General features: G+C 59.3%; 10 protein-coding genes and 2 pseudogenes. 6 read left to right on the forward strand and 6 right to left on the reverse strand.

The window, feature by feature from the left end:
- Positions 1 to 7: 7 nt before the first annotated feature.
- A pseudogene (locus ABNX08_RS09775) lies at positions 8 to 1,208 on the forward strand (ISKra4 family transposase); the annotation flags it as partial.
- A 45-nt stretch (positions 1,209 to 1,253) separates the two neighbouring features.
- On the opposite strand, the gene ABNX08_RS09780 reads toward ABNX08_RS09775, so the two are convergent.
- From ABNX08_RS09780 to ABNX08_RS09805, 6 genes and pseudogenes are all read right to left on the reverse strand, one after another.
- Complete coding sequence (locus tag ABNX08_RS09780; protein WP_349606991.1) at positions 1,254 to 4,238, reverse strand: Tn3 family transposase; 2,985 nt, start codon at positions 4,236 to 4,238, stop codon at positions 1,254 to 1,256.
- A 1,123-nt stretch (positions 4,239 to 5,361) separates the two neighbouring features.
- Positions 5,362 to 5,865 (reverse strand): Lrp/AsnC family transcriptional regulator, encoded by a 504-nt coding sequence (locus tag ABNX08_RS09785; protein ID WP_022540326.1) that lies wholly within the window; start codon positions 5,863 to 5,865, stop codon positions 5,362 to 5,364.
- Positions 5,866 to 5,892: 27 nt separating this feature from the next.
- Positions 5,893 to 7,248 carry an aspartate aminotransferase family protein gene (locus tag ABNX08_RS09790; protein WP_349606992.1) on the reverse strand — a complete coding sequence of 452 codons (1,356 nt, stop codon included), beginning with the start codon at positions 7,246 to 7,248 and terminating at the stop codon, positions 5,893 to 5,895.
- Positions 7,249 to 7,252: 4 nt separating this feature from the next.
- A complete protein-coding gene (locus tag ABNX08_RS09795) occupies positions 7,253 to 8,311 on the reverse strand; it encodes a phosphotransferase (protein WP_022540324.1) in 1,059 nt (352 codons plus the stop codon).
- A gap of 5 nt (positions 8,312 to 8,316) precedes the next feature.
- Positions 8,317 to 9,012 (reverse strand): haloacid dehalogenase type II, encoded by a 696-nt coding sequence (locus ABNX08_RS09800; RefSeq protein WP_022540323.1) that lies wholly within the window; start codon positions 9,010 to 9,012, stop codon positions 8,317 to 8,319.
- A gap of 338 nt (positions 9,013 to 9,350) precedes the next feature.
- Positions 9,351 to 9,615: pseudogene (locus tag ABNX08_RS09805) on the reverse strand (hypothetical protein); the annotation flags it as partial.
- 507 nt (positions 9,616 to 10,122) lie between these two features.
- On the opposite strand from ABNX08_RS09805, the gene ABNX08_RS09810 reads away from it, so the two are divergent.
- The 5 genes from ABNX08_RS09810 (at position 10,123) to ABNX08_RS09830 (ending at position 12,697) form a co-directional block, all read left to right on the forward strand.
- Positions 10,123 to 10,563 (forward strand): Hsp20/alpha crystallin family protein, encoded by a 441-nt coding sequence (locus ABNX08_RS09810; protein ID WP_022540322.1) that lies wholly within the window; start codon positions 10,123 to 10,125, stop codon positions 10,561 to 10,563.
- 15 nt (positions 10,564 to 10,578) lie between these two features.
- On the forward strand, positions 10,579 to 10,986 hold the full coding sequence (locus ABNX08_RS09815) for an Hsp20/alpha crystallin family protein (RefSeq protein WP_022540321.1): 408 nt from the start codon (positions 10,579 to 10,581) through the stop codon (positions 10,984 to 10,986).
- Between the two features lie 88 nt (positions 10,987 to 11,074).
- Positions 11,075 to 11,641: an Hsp20/alpha crystallin family protein gene (locus ABNX08_RS09820; protein WP_041682411.1), complete on the forward strand. Its 567-nt coding sequence runs from the start codon at positions 11,075 to 11,077 to the stop codon at positions 11,639 to 11,641.
- Between the two features lie 239 nt (positions 11,642 to 11,880).
- Complete coding sequence (locus ABNX08_RS09825) at positions 11,881 to 12,261, forward strand: hypothetical protein (RefSeq protein WP_020201309.1); 381 nt, start codon at positions 11,881 to 11,883, stop codon at positions 12,259 to 12,261.
- A 148-nt stretch (positions 12,262 to 12,409) separates the two neighbouring features.
- Entirely contained in the window at positions 12,410 to 12,697 is a 288-nt protein-coding gene (locus ABNX08_RS09830) for a co-chaperone GroES (RefSeq protein WP_022540319.1), read from the forward strand.
- Positions 12,698 to 12,737 lie beyond the last annotated feature (40 nt).

Raw genomic sequence — 12,737 nt, forward strand, 5'->3', positions numbered from 1 at the left:
GGCGGCCATGCGTATCAGCTTGCAACTCGTAGTGCAGGACGATGGAGGCACGCCAGCCACCGTCACCGAGATTGCCCAGTTCGAGAGAGATCGCCTTGATGTGGGCTCGCTGGGGCTGCATCTGGAGGAGGCGAAATCATTGCTGGGCCGGCTGCAGCGCACGATGGTCACGGCACAGGTTGCCGCGGCAGTTGCCCGGACCAGCGTTTGCCACATGCGGGGCGCAGCTGGCTTGCAAGGGCCACCATCACTTGGTTTTCCGGAGCGCGTTCGGACGGCTGTCGATTGACAGTCCGAGGCTGTACCCCTGCCGGCAGTGCCAGGGCGACGCACCTAGCTTCAGTCCGGTCGCTAACTGCTTGCCTGAGCGGGTCAGTCCAGAACTGCAGTATCTCGAGGTGAAGTTTGCAGCGTTGATGTCGTATGGTCTGACCGTCAATGTCCTGCAGGAAGTATTGCCGCTCGATCATGTACTGGCAGCCAGCTCGATCCGACGCCAGGTCACTACGCTCGGTCGCCGGCTGGAAGTGGAGCAGGCCACCGACGCGCGGCAGCAGGCGGAGGTGGACGCGAGCGTCCGCTCGCCCGAGATTCCCGAGCCCAGTCCGGTCCGCGCGGTTGGCATTGACGGCGGCTTCCTTCGACGGGCCGGACACCAGCGCCGCCAGGATGGCTGGTTTGAAGTGATTGTCGGGAAGTCCCTGCGGGATCAGGATGGCGGGCATAGTTTTGCCTACGTGCATAAACTGGAGCGCCGACCGGCCGATCGTATGTGGAATTTCCTTCTTCGTGAGGGTGTGCAACCCAGTCAGCCGGTGACCTTTCTGTCGGACGGCGGGGATACCGTACGGTTTGCCCAGCTCGGCTTTGGTGACCGCGGTGAATACGTTCTCGATTGGTTCCACATCGCCATGCGGGTACAGAACCTCGAACAGATGATCAAGGGTCGGCCGGCCCACAGCGACGGCCCCAGCAACGCGGAATTGATCAAGGCGCTGCATAGCGCCAAGTGGCACCTGTGGCACGGCTGCCCCTATCCGGCGTTGCGCCGACTGGAAAGCCTGGGCTGGGATCTGGACGCTGAGGCCAGCCCCGAGGAGGCCAAACTCCTTGGCAAGCTCGAGGAGTTCATTGTCTACTTGGACAACAACCGGCACTTCATCGTGAACTACGGTGACCGCTATCGACATGGCGAGCCCATTGCCTCAGGTTGAGGGGCGGCCGGGATTCGAAAAAAATCCGCCACATCTTCGCTAAGCCGCTGATTTAAATACGAAATCGATCGATGGATCGAGTGGCGGCACGCGCCGCTGCAGGTCGAGCAGGTAGTCGCCGAACCGGTTGATGTGCTCGCGCCGGTAGGGCGACAACGCCTTGAGGACGTCGGCATTCACCGGATGTCCACGCTCCTGCAATTCCTTGAGCTTGCGCGACATCCACTGAACGTTGTGGAGGATGACCATGTTGGCGACCAACTGGTTGTACTTGATCACCTTGCGCTGTTCGTGCCGCAGATTTTCGGCGATCACGCCGTCGCCGCCAAACATCAACCATTGCGCGAAGTCATTGAACTGCTCGCTCTTGTTGGTCGCGGCATGAATAGTGCGCCGGAGCTCCGGGTCGCTCAGGTACTTCAGCAAGAACAGCGTGCGGATAACGCGGCCCAGTTCCCGGAACGCAAAGTACAGCTTATTCTTCGTACTCTCAGATCCCAGCCGGCGCAGGATGGTCGACGGCGTCATCTTGCCGGCCTTGATCGAAACGGCCACCCGCATCATGTCAGGATAGTGTCGTCGGATCAGATCCCAGTCGATGGACCGGCGGCACAGGCGCTCGATATGGTCGTATCGTCGGCGTCGGTCCGACTTGTAAAGCACCAGATCCTTGATATTGCGCATGCGCGGCATCAGATTGATGCCCAGCAGGTAAGACAGGCCAAACACCGGGCCACTCTGCGCTTGGGTGTCACCGTGAATGGTATCCGGCTGAATCTCAGAGCCATTTCTGATGAGGCCGTCGAGGATGTACACCGCCTCATGCACGCCGCACGGAATGAAGTTGCTGAAGAGCGCGATGTACATGTCGGAGACATGGTAGTAGCCAATCCCGCCGTACCCGCCATAACGGATGTGGTACTCCGACAGCAGATTCTGCTCATACAGAGTCCACTTCGTGCCGTCCGCGGACGCGCGTTTGCCACTGCCCCAGTACTTCGGTAGCGCGAATTGATTGTATGCGTTGATGACCTTCACAATGGCCTTGTCGAGCCGCTCTTCCGTGACGTGATGCAGGTTCAGCCAGGCAATTTGCTTGCGGCTCAACCCCTTGACGGACCGAGCCGTCTGGCTCGGTCCCAGATTGCAGCCGTAGCAGAACAGCGTGCAGATAACTCGCTTGCGAGGGTCATCGATCTTGGCATCGAAGCCGGACAATGGACCGAACAGTCTGTGCAGATTGAGCCATTGCTCCGTTTCGGTCAGCACGTCAAGGATGCTGATCTGCGGCATCGATGCGGTGATAGCCTGGTCGATCAGCATCAGGTTGGGCGGGTCAGGTGCCTTGCCGGGCCGGTGGATGATCAGCCCCTGTTCTCCGAATTCGATGCCGTCGTTCTCGGGGAAGTTGGCATCCACCTCGTCGAGTGCCGTGCTCAGTCTGTCCGATAGTGTTCTGACGAAGTTCTCGCCATCCGTTGGCAGGCCAACGACTTCACAGTAATGCGGTAACTCCCGTTCGAACACCTCCTCGGATACCTGATGGAGGCGGAAGTCGTCAAAGCGGTCACTGCCCTCCACGTAAAGATCGCCTGAGCTCAGCTCACGCATGACCTGATCGAACACGCACAACTCAAAGTACCTACGATGGAGCAGACGACTACTCCGGCCATCCGGAAAGATGGCCTTCTCCCACTTGGCCGGGAGCCAGTCGAGCGGAAGGTTCAGTAGATCGTCGTCCGTAAGGTGCAAATGTTCGCGGTGCGAGGTCCGAAAGCCCTGTATCCAGGCCAATGCCACCAAGACTGTCTTGTCCTGCGAACTGGATTTGAGCGACAAGACCTCAAGGCACTGAAAGAGCAGGGAGCGCTGCTGGCGGTACGGCGCGAGCATGAATGGGAGATCGAAGTTGCCAGCGTACGCGATATGCTCATTGCAGCGGACAAGCGCACCTGCTGCATCGTTACCGAGGACCTCACGCACCTTATCCAGCCGGAAGATATCGGCAATGCCGTCATCCTCCAGAACCTGCAGGACATCACGGAACTGGCTGACCAGGTCTTCCAAGGAGTCCGCATGCGCGAGCTGATATTGTTGCAGTCGGGTCCTGGCGAGGTTCTCGAGCTTGCGCATGACCTTGATGAAGATTTCGGCCACATCGTCGAGCGCCTTCTGCAACTGCGCGTGAATGAAGAGCACTGCTAAAGTTAATCGTTTGGCCGGCTTGAGCGACTTGAACTCAGCAATGTCAAGCGCCCGGGCCTCCGTCACCAGTTGCGTGCGTTTGGACACGGAAAGCAACGCTGGTGCTTGTGGGAGACCGTCGGCCAGGCTTCGCAGGGTCTGGATGTGTTTGAGGAAGCTGGCGATTTCGCGCGCGGCGGGGCGCTTGGGCTCGCGCTTGAGCTGGTCCCAACCGGATTGCTCGCCCTGACCGTTAAACAACGCCTCAATCCGAGCGATCTGCGAGTCGTCGAGCGTGTCAGCGATGGCACGATAGATGGCTTCATTGCACCGGCTGCGGGCCTGGGTGGCCATTCGGTGAAGACTGGCTAATGGCGGCAGTTCGCACCGTAGCCGGATCAGCTCTTCGATCAGCACGTTGATAATGTCGGGCAATTCGACCTTGGTGTGCGCCGCCTCGGTTGCGAGCGCCTCCAGCCATTTCAGCGTGTTGGCTTCGACCGGTCGAATGTGGAGATACCCGCGTAGCAACTTCTGATGGCGGGACCGGGTGCCAGAGGCATCGTAGCGCTTGACTGTTGCGCGGGGTAGGGCAGAGGCCCGCAGTGCTGCGCGCACGTGATCGATCACGATAGGAGGTACCTCAGCCAGCATGGGGAAGTAGCCAAGGCGCTGCAGCAGTTTGAGCTGCACCAGAATCAGGACAGTCGTTGAGGTGCGACGGGACTGGCTGCGCGCGAAGCGGATCTCGGTCGGTGTCGGTGTGAACGCAGCTTCCAGTTCGGCGGTGGTAAGCTCAGCCGGCAGCGCTGGATAGGCGGTATCGTGGATCGAGGGCATCCTTATTGCCGCACGACGTCCAGATTGATGTGCCCCATGTACCCGATCTCGTCATCATTGCGGATTGTTCTGTCGCCAGTTGAAGCTGCCAAGGTCCACCCCCTGTTTTCCAAATCCGCTACCTCCCTTGGGTCCGGTATCGGAGCCCCTCGACAGCGTGCGTGCCAGGATGTGGAATTTGCCCGCCTTTGATGACAGATCGACGGGCCAAGCGCTCCCGACCTCAGCCTCATCTTTGCCGGTGTGTGCCGTTTGACGCACTCATCGCAATTTGAGCTCTTTTTAGCCGGGGGCGCAGCCACGAGGTTATCCGGGGCGCTGGGAAGGCTGGATTTCCTCGATAAATCAAAGGGTTGCCAGACATGTGGCGGAATTTTTGCGAATCCCGGCCGGCCCTCTTCCATGCGGGGCAGAGCGTCGAGTTTTTCCGCGTCGGGTAGCGATGTCGGTTAGCTCGGCATCGGCCGCGGATAGAACTGCGGCCGTAGCCCTTGTGATAGCGGATTCCCGTATCTTGGCCACGCCCCCAGATGGCCTGGCGGCCTCGGCACGCGCACAACTTGCTACAAATCCGGATGGCCGTGCTCAATGACCAGTTCCGATCGCACATTGAGCGATGGTATCCCTCCGTCGCCGGAGGAGAACGCCACCGCCTTGCCGCTTAGTCAGCCCCCGTTTTGGCGCGGTCTCCTACATTGACGCGCTGATCCAAGGAAGTGGCGCAAGAACCCGACAGGCTATGGCATAACTGCCATCGAACGCCGCAGAGCAAAATCTGCCACAGCTTGGCACACCGCAGTGGCTTGAGACCGAAATACGGCAGTACCTTCGCAGCGGTAGCTACGACAGCAGCTTCGCAGGCTGGCCAGGCAAACTTTGGCGAGACAGCGCCTGCCAACCGCGTACCAATCCGCAAAGAAAGGACGGTGCAGCGCGAAACGAAGAATCAATGAGTCATTGTTTTGGAACGTCTTTTCAAGCCTGACCGTATCAATCTGCTGCAAAAGGACGATTACCCCTATAGTTGGGCGGTCCTGGTAGGGGCAGTGTCGCAACGACGCATCGCGCCGGCGACCACTACGTCGGCACCAGCGCGAGATTTTTATGGGCAGTGCGCATTTCATTAATCCCAGTCCGGCCTTCCGGTTGCAATAATTCGCAGCGGATACCCCCGTTGTTCAAGCGGCTTGCGCAATACGATCCGGCTGGAAAATCTTTCGATCCCGATATCGTCTTTCAACAACTGCTCCATTAGTGTCTGAAAATAAGCGATATTAGGTGCGATGACTTTCAGAAGGTAATCGTAACCGCCACTGACGTTGTAGCATTCGACGATTTCGTGGTACTTCTCAACCCCTGCTTCAAATTTGCGGAAGTCTTGGGGCCGATGGCTACTGATAGTAACCTCGGAAAACACGATTACGTGGCTGCCCAGCTTCTCCAGTGCGACCTCCGCACGGTAGCCACGGATAACGCCGGTTTCCTGAAGCCGTTTCGTGCGGAGAAGACATGGGCTTTCACTGAGGCCAATGGCTGCGGCCAGGTCGACATTCGAACAGCGTCCCTCGCGCTGAAGATGCACAAGAATCTTGATGTCAAACTGGTCGAGGGAAGCTGAAGCTCGCATGAGTCGATACTACCGTCAGTGTCGGCCCTAGTTACCTCCGCTTTGCGGATTGCACTGTGTTAGCGCTTCGTCGAGCGTTTCGATGACGATGCCGGCTTGTTCCGAGGATAGCACCAGTGGTGGTCGAATCTTGAGAACATTGTGCCCCATCGCACAGGCGCTGAGCAAGACGCCCTTGTCGCGCATTCGATTGACTACCCGGGTGGTAAGCTCGCGATCGGGCGTTCGCGATGCGCGGTCCGAGACAAGTTCAACGCCGACGAACAGGCCCACGCCACGCACGTCACCAATGGCCTCATGTCGGGTGGCGAGATCGGCGATGCCGTCACGCAGGATGTTGCCTACCCTGGCGGCATGCTGCACCAGGCTTTCCTTCTCGATCGTATCCAAGACCGCCAGCGCAGCCGCACACGATACGGTATTGCCGGCGAATGTGTTGAAGTATCTTGAGTTCTTTCCGAATTCTGCCAGCGCGTCAGCAGTGGCCAGCAGCCCCGCGACAGGCTGTCCATTGCCCATCGGCTTGCCGAGGGTGACGATGTCGGGGATGACACCGTGACGCTGAAAACCCCAAATATGCTCGCCGGTCCGGCCGAAGCCTGGCTGGACCTCGTCGGCGATAAAAAGGCCGCCAGCCCGCTTGATCGCGTCGACCGCGCCCTTCAAAAAGCCCGCTGGTTCAGGAAGGATGCCGTCGCTCGTGAACAGGGAATCGACAATCAGTGCCGCAGGCTTGATGCCGTGACGCCGAAGATCGGCGATCGCCGCCTCGACATCGCGCGTGAAGCGTTCTGAGAGGTCAGCACCCTCAGCATGATAGAGACGCGGTGCTGGAACCAGGCGAACGTGGGCGCCGAGATCGACTGTCACGCCGAGTGATGGCGAGAATTGCGACACTGCGTCGGTAAAGCCATGATAGGCGGTTTCGGTCACGATCACGCCCGTGCTACCGGTGCGCACCTTTGCGATGCGATAGGCAAGGTCGTTTGCCTCGCTGGCCGTGCAGGTCAACATGAGATGGGCAAGGTTAGTCTCAGGCACGCTCGCGAGCAGGCGTTCGGCCAGTTCGAGGATCGTGTCGTGCAGATAGCGGGTGTTGGTCGCGAGGGTCTGCACTTGCCTGCATATCGCCTCGGTCACCGCCGGGTGACAATGTCCAAGTGACGCGACGTTGTTGTAAACGTCGAGATAACGCCGACCTTCCGGATCGATCAGCCACACGCCTTCGCCGCGCACGATGTGAAGCGGATGTTCGTACATCAGCCTATATGCCGGCCCGAGCAATGCATCGCGCCGATCGATCATCGCCGCAGTGACAGGTCCCACGTTGGCACGTCCGGGGATATAGGCGTTGACCATGTTGAGGTCAGTGGTACTTTTCATTCACTTATCCTTTTCGTACTTCGGTTAGTAGTCGGTCGCGCGCCTCATTGCGGGAAAGAGCGGCCATCTGAGAGAGCGCTTCCCATGCTGCGGGATTGTGGCGCATGATGTAGGCCCGGTTCTCGGGGTAGCGGGCGGCGCGCCATTCGGAAATCAGCGCTGTGATCAGGTGGCGTGTCGCCATGAGATCAGTGATGATCTCCTGCTCGATTTCGGTAAGCGGCAGCGTCGCGTGATAGGCACCGACGAACTGCGCAGGCCCCTCGAACGGATCGGCGTTGCCAGTCATATGAAAGGCCGCCGCTGTAGCGACCTCGCCGACCAGCGGCGCATACAGCATGTCGCCGAAGTCGATAATCCCCAAAATGCGTTCATGATCGTCGGGTGCGACCAGAACGTTGTAGAGATGGTAGTCGTTGTGGATTACCTGCGCCCTCACCGAGGCGAGACGCGGCAGGACATGGTCGCTGAAGCGCGACATGAACGACTCAGCGAGCGCGCGACGCGAGGCGTCCACGATGCCATCGAGCTTCGCTGTCAGCCGGTGCGCCGCCGAAACATTCCAGAGCAGATTGTGCATCGCGGAAGGATGCGTGAAATCGCGCAACGCGAGGTTTAGTTTGGCGAGCACTGTCCCCATGGCCCGACGCTGTGCGGCGGTCCGGGGAGTCTCCCGAATCTGGACGCCGTCGAGATAGGTAAGCATCCGCACGGTGGTTTGAAGCCCATCGGCCAATGCCACAGTGTCGCGCGTACGTCCGCTAAGCGTCCGCACGACTCGGGGCACTGGCTGGTCGGGCGATACGCGGGCGATGTGGTCGAGCGCAGCGATCTGGAAATCGACCACCGAAACCGGCTCCGATGGATTGCTGATCTTGACAACGTAACGAGTCCCATCCGCTGTCTCTATGCAGCAATTCTGGTCGCGTTCACCGGCCAGCGATTTGACACTGCCATCGATACCGTAGAGACGACTGACCAAGGCTCCCACTTCGTCTAGAACAAGGCTGGGCGCCGCTGTGCTCAACGCCGCTGCCGTAATCGGGCGATTCTCCGGCATCATGCGTCTCATTTCACCATCGCGGTCGGAAACAGGCCTTCAAGTCCAAGCAAACCGGGAAGTTGGCGAACATCGGTCAACCTGTTGACACCATAGCTATCGGAAGTGGGCTCGTGACCCCGATCGATGAACGCTTTGGCCATGAATCCCAGATCGGACGCCGTCATGAGGTCATAACGAAAGCTCGACGAGACGTGCATCATCTGGTCTGGTCCGCAACCGAGCTGATCGAACATATATTCGAATATCTGGGCCCGCGGTTTGTAGGCGCGTGCTTCCTCCGCGGTGTAAACGGCGTGGAAGGGCGCCTTGAGGTGCGCGACGCTATGCGGAATCAAATCGACCATCGAATTCGAGAGAATCACCAGCGGGATGTGCGGAGCAATTGCCTCAAGCACCTCAACTACGTCCGGATGGGGCTGCCAAGTTGGGACCGCGTCGTACAAGGCGACCGCATCAGATGCGCGATATTCAACGCCATGTGCCTGGCACGCCCGTTGAATGGAATTTTCAATAACGTCAAAGAAAGGTTTCCACTCGCCTAATATTTCATCGAGGCGGTAAAATCGGAAGCTGTCAAGAAATGCCTGCATCTGATCAGTCGGAACGCGATCTTCGAAAATCTTTTTGGCTGTCGGCCCCATTTCGAAGTTAATGAGAGTGCCGTAACAATCGAAGCTGATGAATTTCGGTTTGTATGTCATTTGGTTAATTCTCTACAGGTGGACAAGTACAAATAAGTCTATTGGGATCAGTGCTAAGGAGGTGCTTTTTTGCCGGGAGAACCAGGCAGTTTCCACTTGAATCTGGAGCATGCTTGGTATTTCCTACCTCGACCGTTCAGGTCTAACTTTGTCGGGCGGCTCATTAAGGCACTGCCTGAGGAAAAGGGCACATTGAGGCTCTTGCGACAACGCGAGACCGGCGCAAACATGTCATGTCGCGAACGAGGCCGCTCGCACAGAGGCCAGTTCTCCTAGTGGCGCGGCGGACGACGGTCCCCTCATGGCCGCGAAGGGGACTTTGGCCTGCCAGAAGAACGTCACCTTCGATCCTCGGGGCGGCCGGCACCAAGCTCTTCGAGCAGCGATTTGAGTGCATCGAGTTCTGAGCCGAAGCCGCTCCAGTCACCTGCCTTCAGGCGCTCGATGGCGCGACCATAGTGTGCGAGAGCGTCTCGCGCGCGCGTCCGCCGAACCACCGGCAGGTGAAGCCATGGGGCCGGCCTCCTTGAAGAGCGCCGCGATGGTTTCGTCCAACGCATTCTCCATCACCACACGGTCACCATAGGCACCGATTACCCGTTGGGCGGGCCGCATCATGTGTTACGAACGCCACTCGTTGGACTATGCCCGGCGTCGGCTTGCCTCTCGTCCAGCGAGGCACGCCACGAAGGCAGGCCCCAGTCGAACTGTGCCTCTCTGCTGAGGCGGCTTGGCCTTCAACGCGTCAAAGGCGTCATTGCGAAAGCAAGCGTCAGGTACGGCACTTACCCCAACGCCCTGCGCGCGACAAATACACTCCATGCGGCACATAGATGTGGCGCCGTGTAACGGAAGCAACCCCGGTGATGCAATGTAAGCGTATCTGCCCAACCGTGACCGGGGGCAGCACGAATCGGCCGATGTCCTTTCGCGGAACGGCGCAAGCTGGACCCCTTGAAATTTGGCTGCGCAATTACTATTTTATTTTCGCTCAGGCAGTCGCGACCATTGCGCGCTGCGTGTTTCTGTTTGTTTGCCAGCAGCTTGGCAGGTGGATGGGAGCGCGTATGCCCCTTCGCCTCCTTGCTGCATCGAAGGAGGGATACGACCATGAGCGATCTTTTCTTTGGAACCGACCTCTTCAGCGAACTCGACCGCATGCAAAGGCAGATGGCGAGTTTGTTCGGCGGCTTCCCATCCAGCATCCGCTCCGGCCGCTTCGGGGCATTTCCCCCGGTCAATATCGGTGCCACGGACGATTCCATCGAGATTGTCGCGTTCGCACCCGGGCTCAAGCCAGACCAGTTCGAGGTGTCGATCGACAAGGGCTTGCTGACCATCAGCGGCCAGCGCGAAGCGGCGCAAGCTGCGGAAGATCCCGAGGTCCGGTTGTATGCGCAAGAGCGGTTCACCGGCACGTTCCGGCGTGTGGTCGAATTGCCGCAGAGCGCCGACCCCGACAAAGTCCAGGCGCGCTATGCCAACGGCTGCTTGTCTATCAGTGTTGGCAAGCGCGAAGCCTCAAAGCCCCGGGCGATCACGGTCCAGTAACGCCAGGAGAAAGCCATGAACGACACTACCCAAATGGTTGAGCGCAACCAGAACGCGGTGGCAAAGAGCCAGGAGGACAGGTCGTCGCCGACGATGACGCTGCTCCCCGCGGTTGACATTATGGAGGACGCCAATGGCGTCACCCTCTGGGCCGACCTTCCGGGCGTGACGAAGGACAAGCTCGAGGTGAATGTCCACGACGGCAACCTCCATATCGAGGCGGAAGCGGTCGTGCCAACCCCCTCCGGATTGCGGGTCCAGCACGCGGAGATTCGCCAGCCACACTTCGCACGCGCTTTTTCACTGAGTGCCGACCTTGACGCGTCGAAGATCGAGGCGAACTTGCAGGACGGTGTGCTCAAACTGACAATCCCGCGTCGCGACGAAGCGCGTCCACGCCGCATTGCAGTCAACGTGGCGTGAGTTGCCGCCGCCGGGTACCGGTGGCGTCTGCAAGGGCGCCACCGCAGTACCCGCGGAAATGGGCTGGACATACGTCGGTGAGGACAAGATGAAAACAGACCTGGGCAAATGGAACCCATTCAAGTTCCTACGCAAATCGACAGAGGATAGGCAGCCGACGGGCGAGTCGTCGAATGTTCCCGCGCCAAGGCACTGGACACCGGACTGGCCCGACGTTTCACGGCTGTTTTCAAGCGATCCCCTGCGTGCGATGGGCGAGTTTCTGCATGAACCCTTCGCGGGCTTTGGCGGCTTGGATCGATGGTTCGGTGACTTCAGTTCGTCGCGCTTCCAACCTCGCATCGATGTAGTCGATGATGGCACGGCGCTGAGGATCACGGCGGAGCTGCCCGGCATGGATCGCGAGGACCTGCAGACTACCATCGAAGATGGCGCCCTGGTATTGCGAGGTGAGAAGAAGCAGGACATTCGGAGCGAGGAAAACGGCTGCTACCGCCTGGAGCGGGCATACGGCGCCTTCATGCGCAGTATCCCGCTGCCCGATGGCATCGACCTCGATCACATCGATGCGAAGTTCGACAGAGGCGTATTGACGCTGCGTCTACCCAAGACCGGAGCGCGGCAATCTGCGGTGAGGAAGATCGAGGTGAAGTGAGTGGAAGATGGCGAGCTGCGTCAAGGGCATAGACTCGCGTGAGTCTGTTGCGCTCAGCTGGGAGATTCCAGCTGGCCATGCAAGGTAGCGCGTCCGAGGCCCTTTCTGGCATAGGCGGCGCTCGGAACGCGCGGTGCTGGCTTGCAACCGCAGCGAATCCACGTGCGACGCTGAGGTCTTGAAATCGCCGGAATGGCCTCTATTTCCGCCGGTAAACACTTCCCGAGATGGAGACTTCGATGGAATTCGATTCTGAGTGGGTGACGCTAGGCAGGCATCGGGTGCGGCTCAAGTGCACGCGCGGCTTTCCTACCGAGCGGACGCGGCGCGTAGCGGAGTTGGTCACAGTCGCGATCGATAACAACCTCAGCGCGCGGGCCCGTTTGGTCGACGTCACGGCGCAAGGCGATGCTTACGTGATCAGCATCGGCACGACGTTCGAAAAGGACAGAGTGGCGGCCCCCCACCTGGAAGTGGCACTGGCCACGATGTTCGGCTTGGCGCCCGAGCAGATCACGATTGACATTGTCGTCGTCAGTCAGGCAGAGGTGGATGTGCATTTTGGCGTATATGAGCGGATGCTGGCAGAGAAGCTCGGCACCGTGCCGGCCATTCAGTGAAGCGCCAGGATCGGTGCCTGGCCAATAATGCTTGTGGTTTGAATCCACACGCCGGCGTTGACACGTGAATGTCCTGAACGGCGGCCCGGACACGACCCGATCGGCCGGACAAACTCATGATCACAGTGATGGGACGAGGAGCAAGGCTATGAACATCCGTCCACTACACGATCGCGTCATCGTCAAACGCTTGGACGCAGAACACAAGACGGCCAGCGGTATTGTCATCCCCGATACCGCCGCCGAAAAGCCGGACCAGGGCGAGGTCCTGGCTGTCGGCCCCGGCAAGCGCCTGGGCGATGGCCATGTCAGCGCGCCGAGCGTGAAGATTGGCGAGCGCGTGCTATTTGGCAAGTATGCGGGCACCACCGTCAAGCTTGAAGGCGAGGAGGTGCTGGTGATGCGTGACGAGGACATTCTGTGCGTCGTTGAATAGAGGAAGGAACAGAAGACTAGCGTTTCGCAAGGAGTCTCAT

Origin of the sequence: Cupriavidus sp. DF5525 (genome assembly GCF_040149425.2) — a bacterium.
GTDB lineage: Bacteria > Pseudomonadota > Gammaproteobacteria > Burkholderiales > Burkholderiaceae > Cupriavidus > Cupriavidus pickettii_A.

Coding starts and splice junctions, on each gene's coding strand:
- ABNX08_RS09780 (WP_349606991.1), bottom strand. CDS start 4,238: ATGCCCTCGATCCACGATACCGCCTATCCAGCGCTGCCGGCTGAGCTT.
- ABNX08_RS09785 (WP_022540326.1), bottom strand. CDS start 5,865: ATGCGAGCTTCAGCTTCCCTCGACCAGTTTGACATCAAGATTCTTGTG.
- ABNX08_RS09790 (WP_349606992.1), bottom strand. CDS start 7,248: ATGAAAAGTACCACTGACCTCAACATGGTCAACGCCTATATCCCCGGA.
- ABNX08_RS09795 (WP_022540324.1), bottom strand. CDS start 8,311: ATGATGCCGGAGAATCGCCCGATTACGGCAGCGGCGTTGAGCACAGCG.
- ABNX08_RS09800 (WP_022540323.1), bottom strand. CDS start 9,012: ATGACATACAAACCGAAATTCATCAGCTTCGATTGTTACGGCACTCTC.
- ABNX08_RS09810 (WP_022540322.1), top strand. CDS start 10,123: ATGAGCGATCTTTTCTTTGGAACCGACCTCTTCAGCGAACTCGACCGC.
- ABNX08_RS09815 (WP_022540321.1), top strand. CDS start 10,579: ATGAACGACACTACCCAAATGGTTGAGCGCAACCAGAACGCGGTGGCA.
- ABNX08_RS09820 (WP_041682411.1), top strand. CDS start 11,075: ATGAAAACAGACCTGGGCAAATGGAACCCATTCAAGTTCCTACGCAAA.
- ABNX08_RS09825 (WP_020201309.1), top strand. CDS start 11,881: ATGGAATTCGATTCTGAGTGGGTGACGCTAGGCAGGCATCGGGTGCGG.
- ABNX08_RS09830 (WP_022540319.1), top strand. CDS start 12,410: ATGAACATCCGTCCACTACACGATCGCGTCATCGTCAAACGCTTGGAC.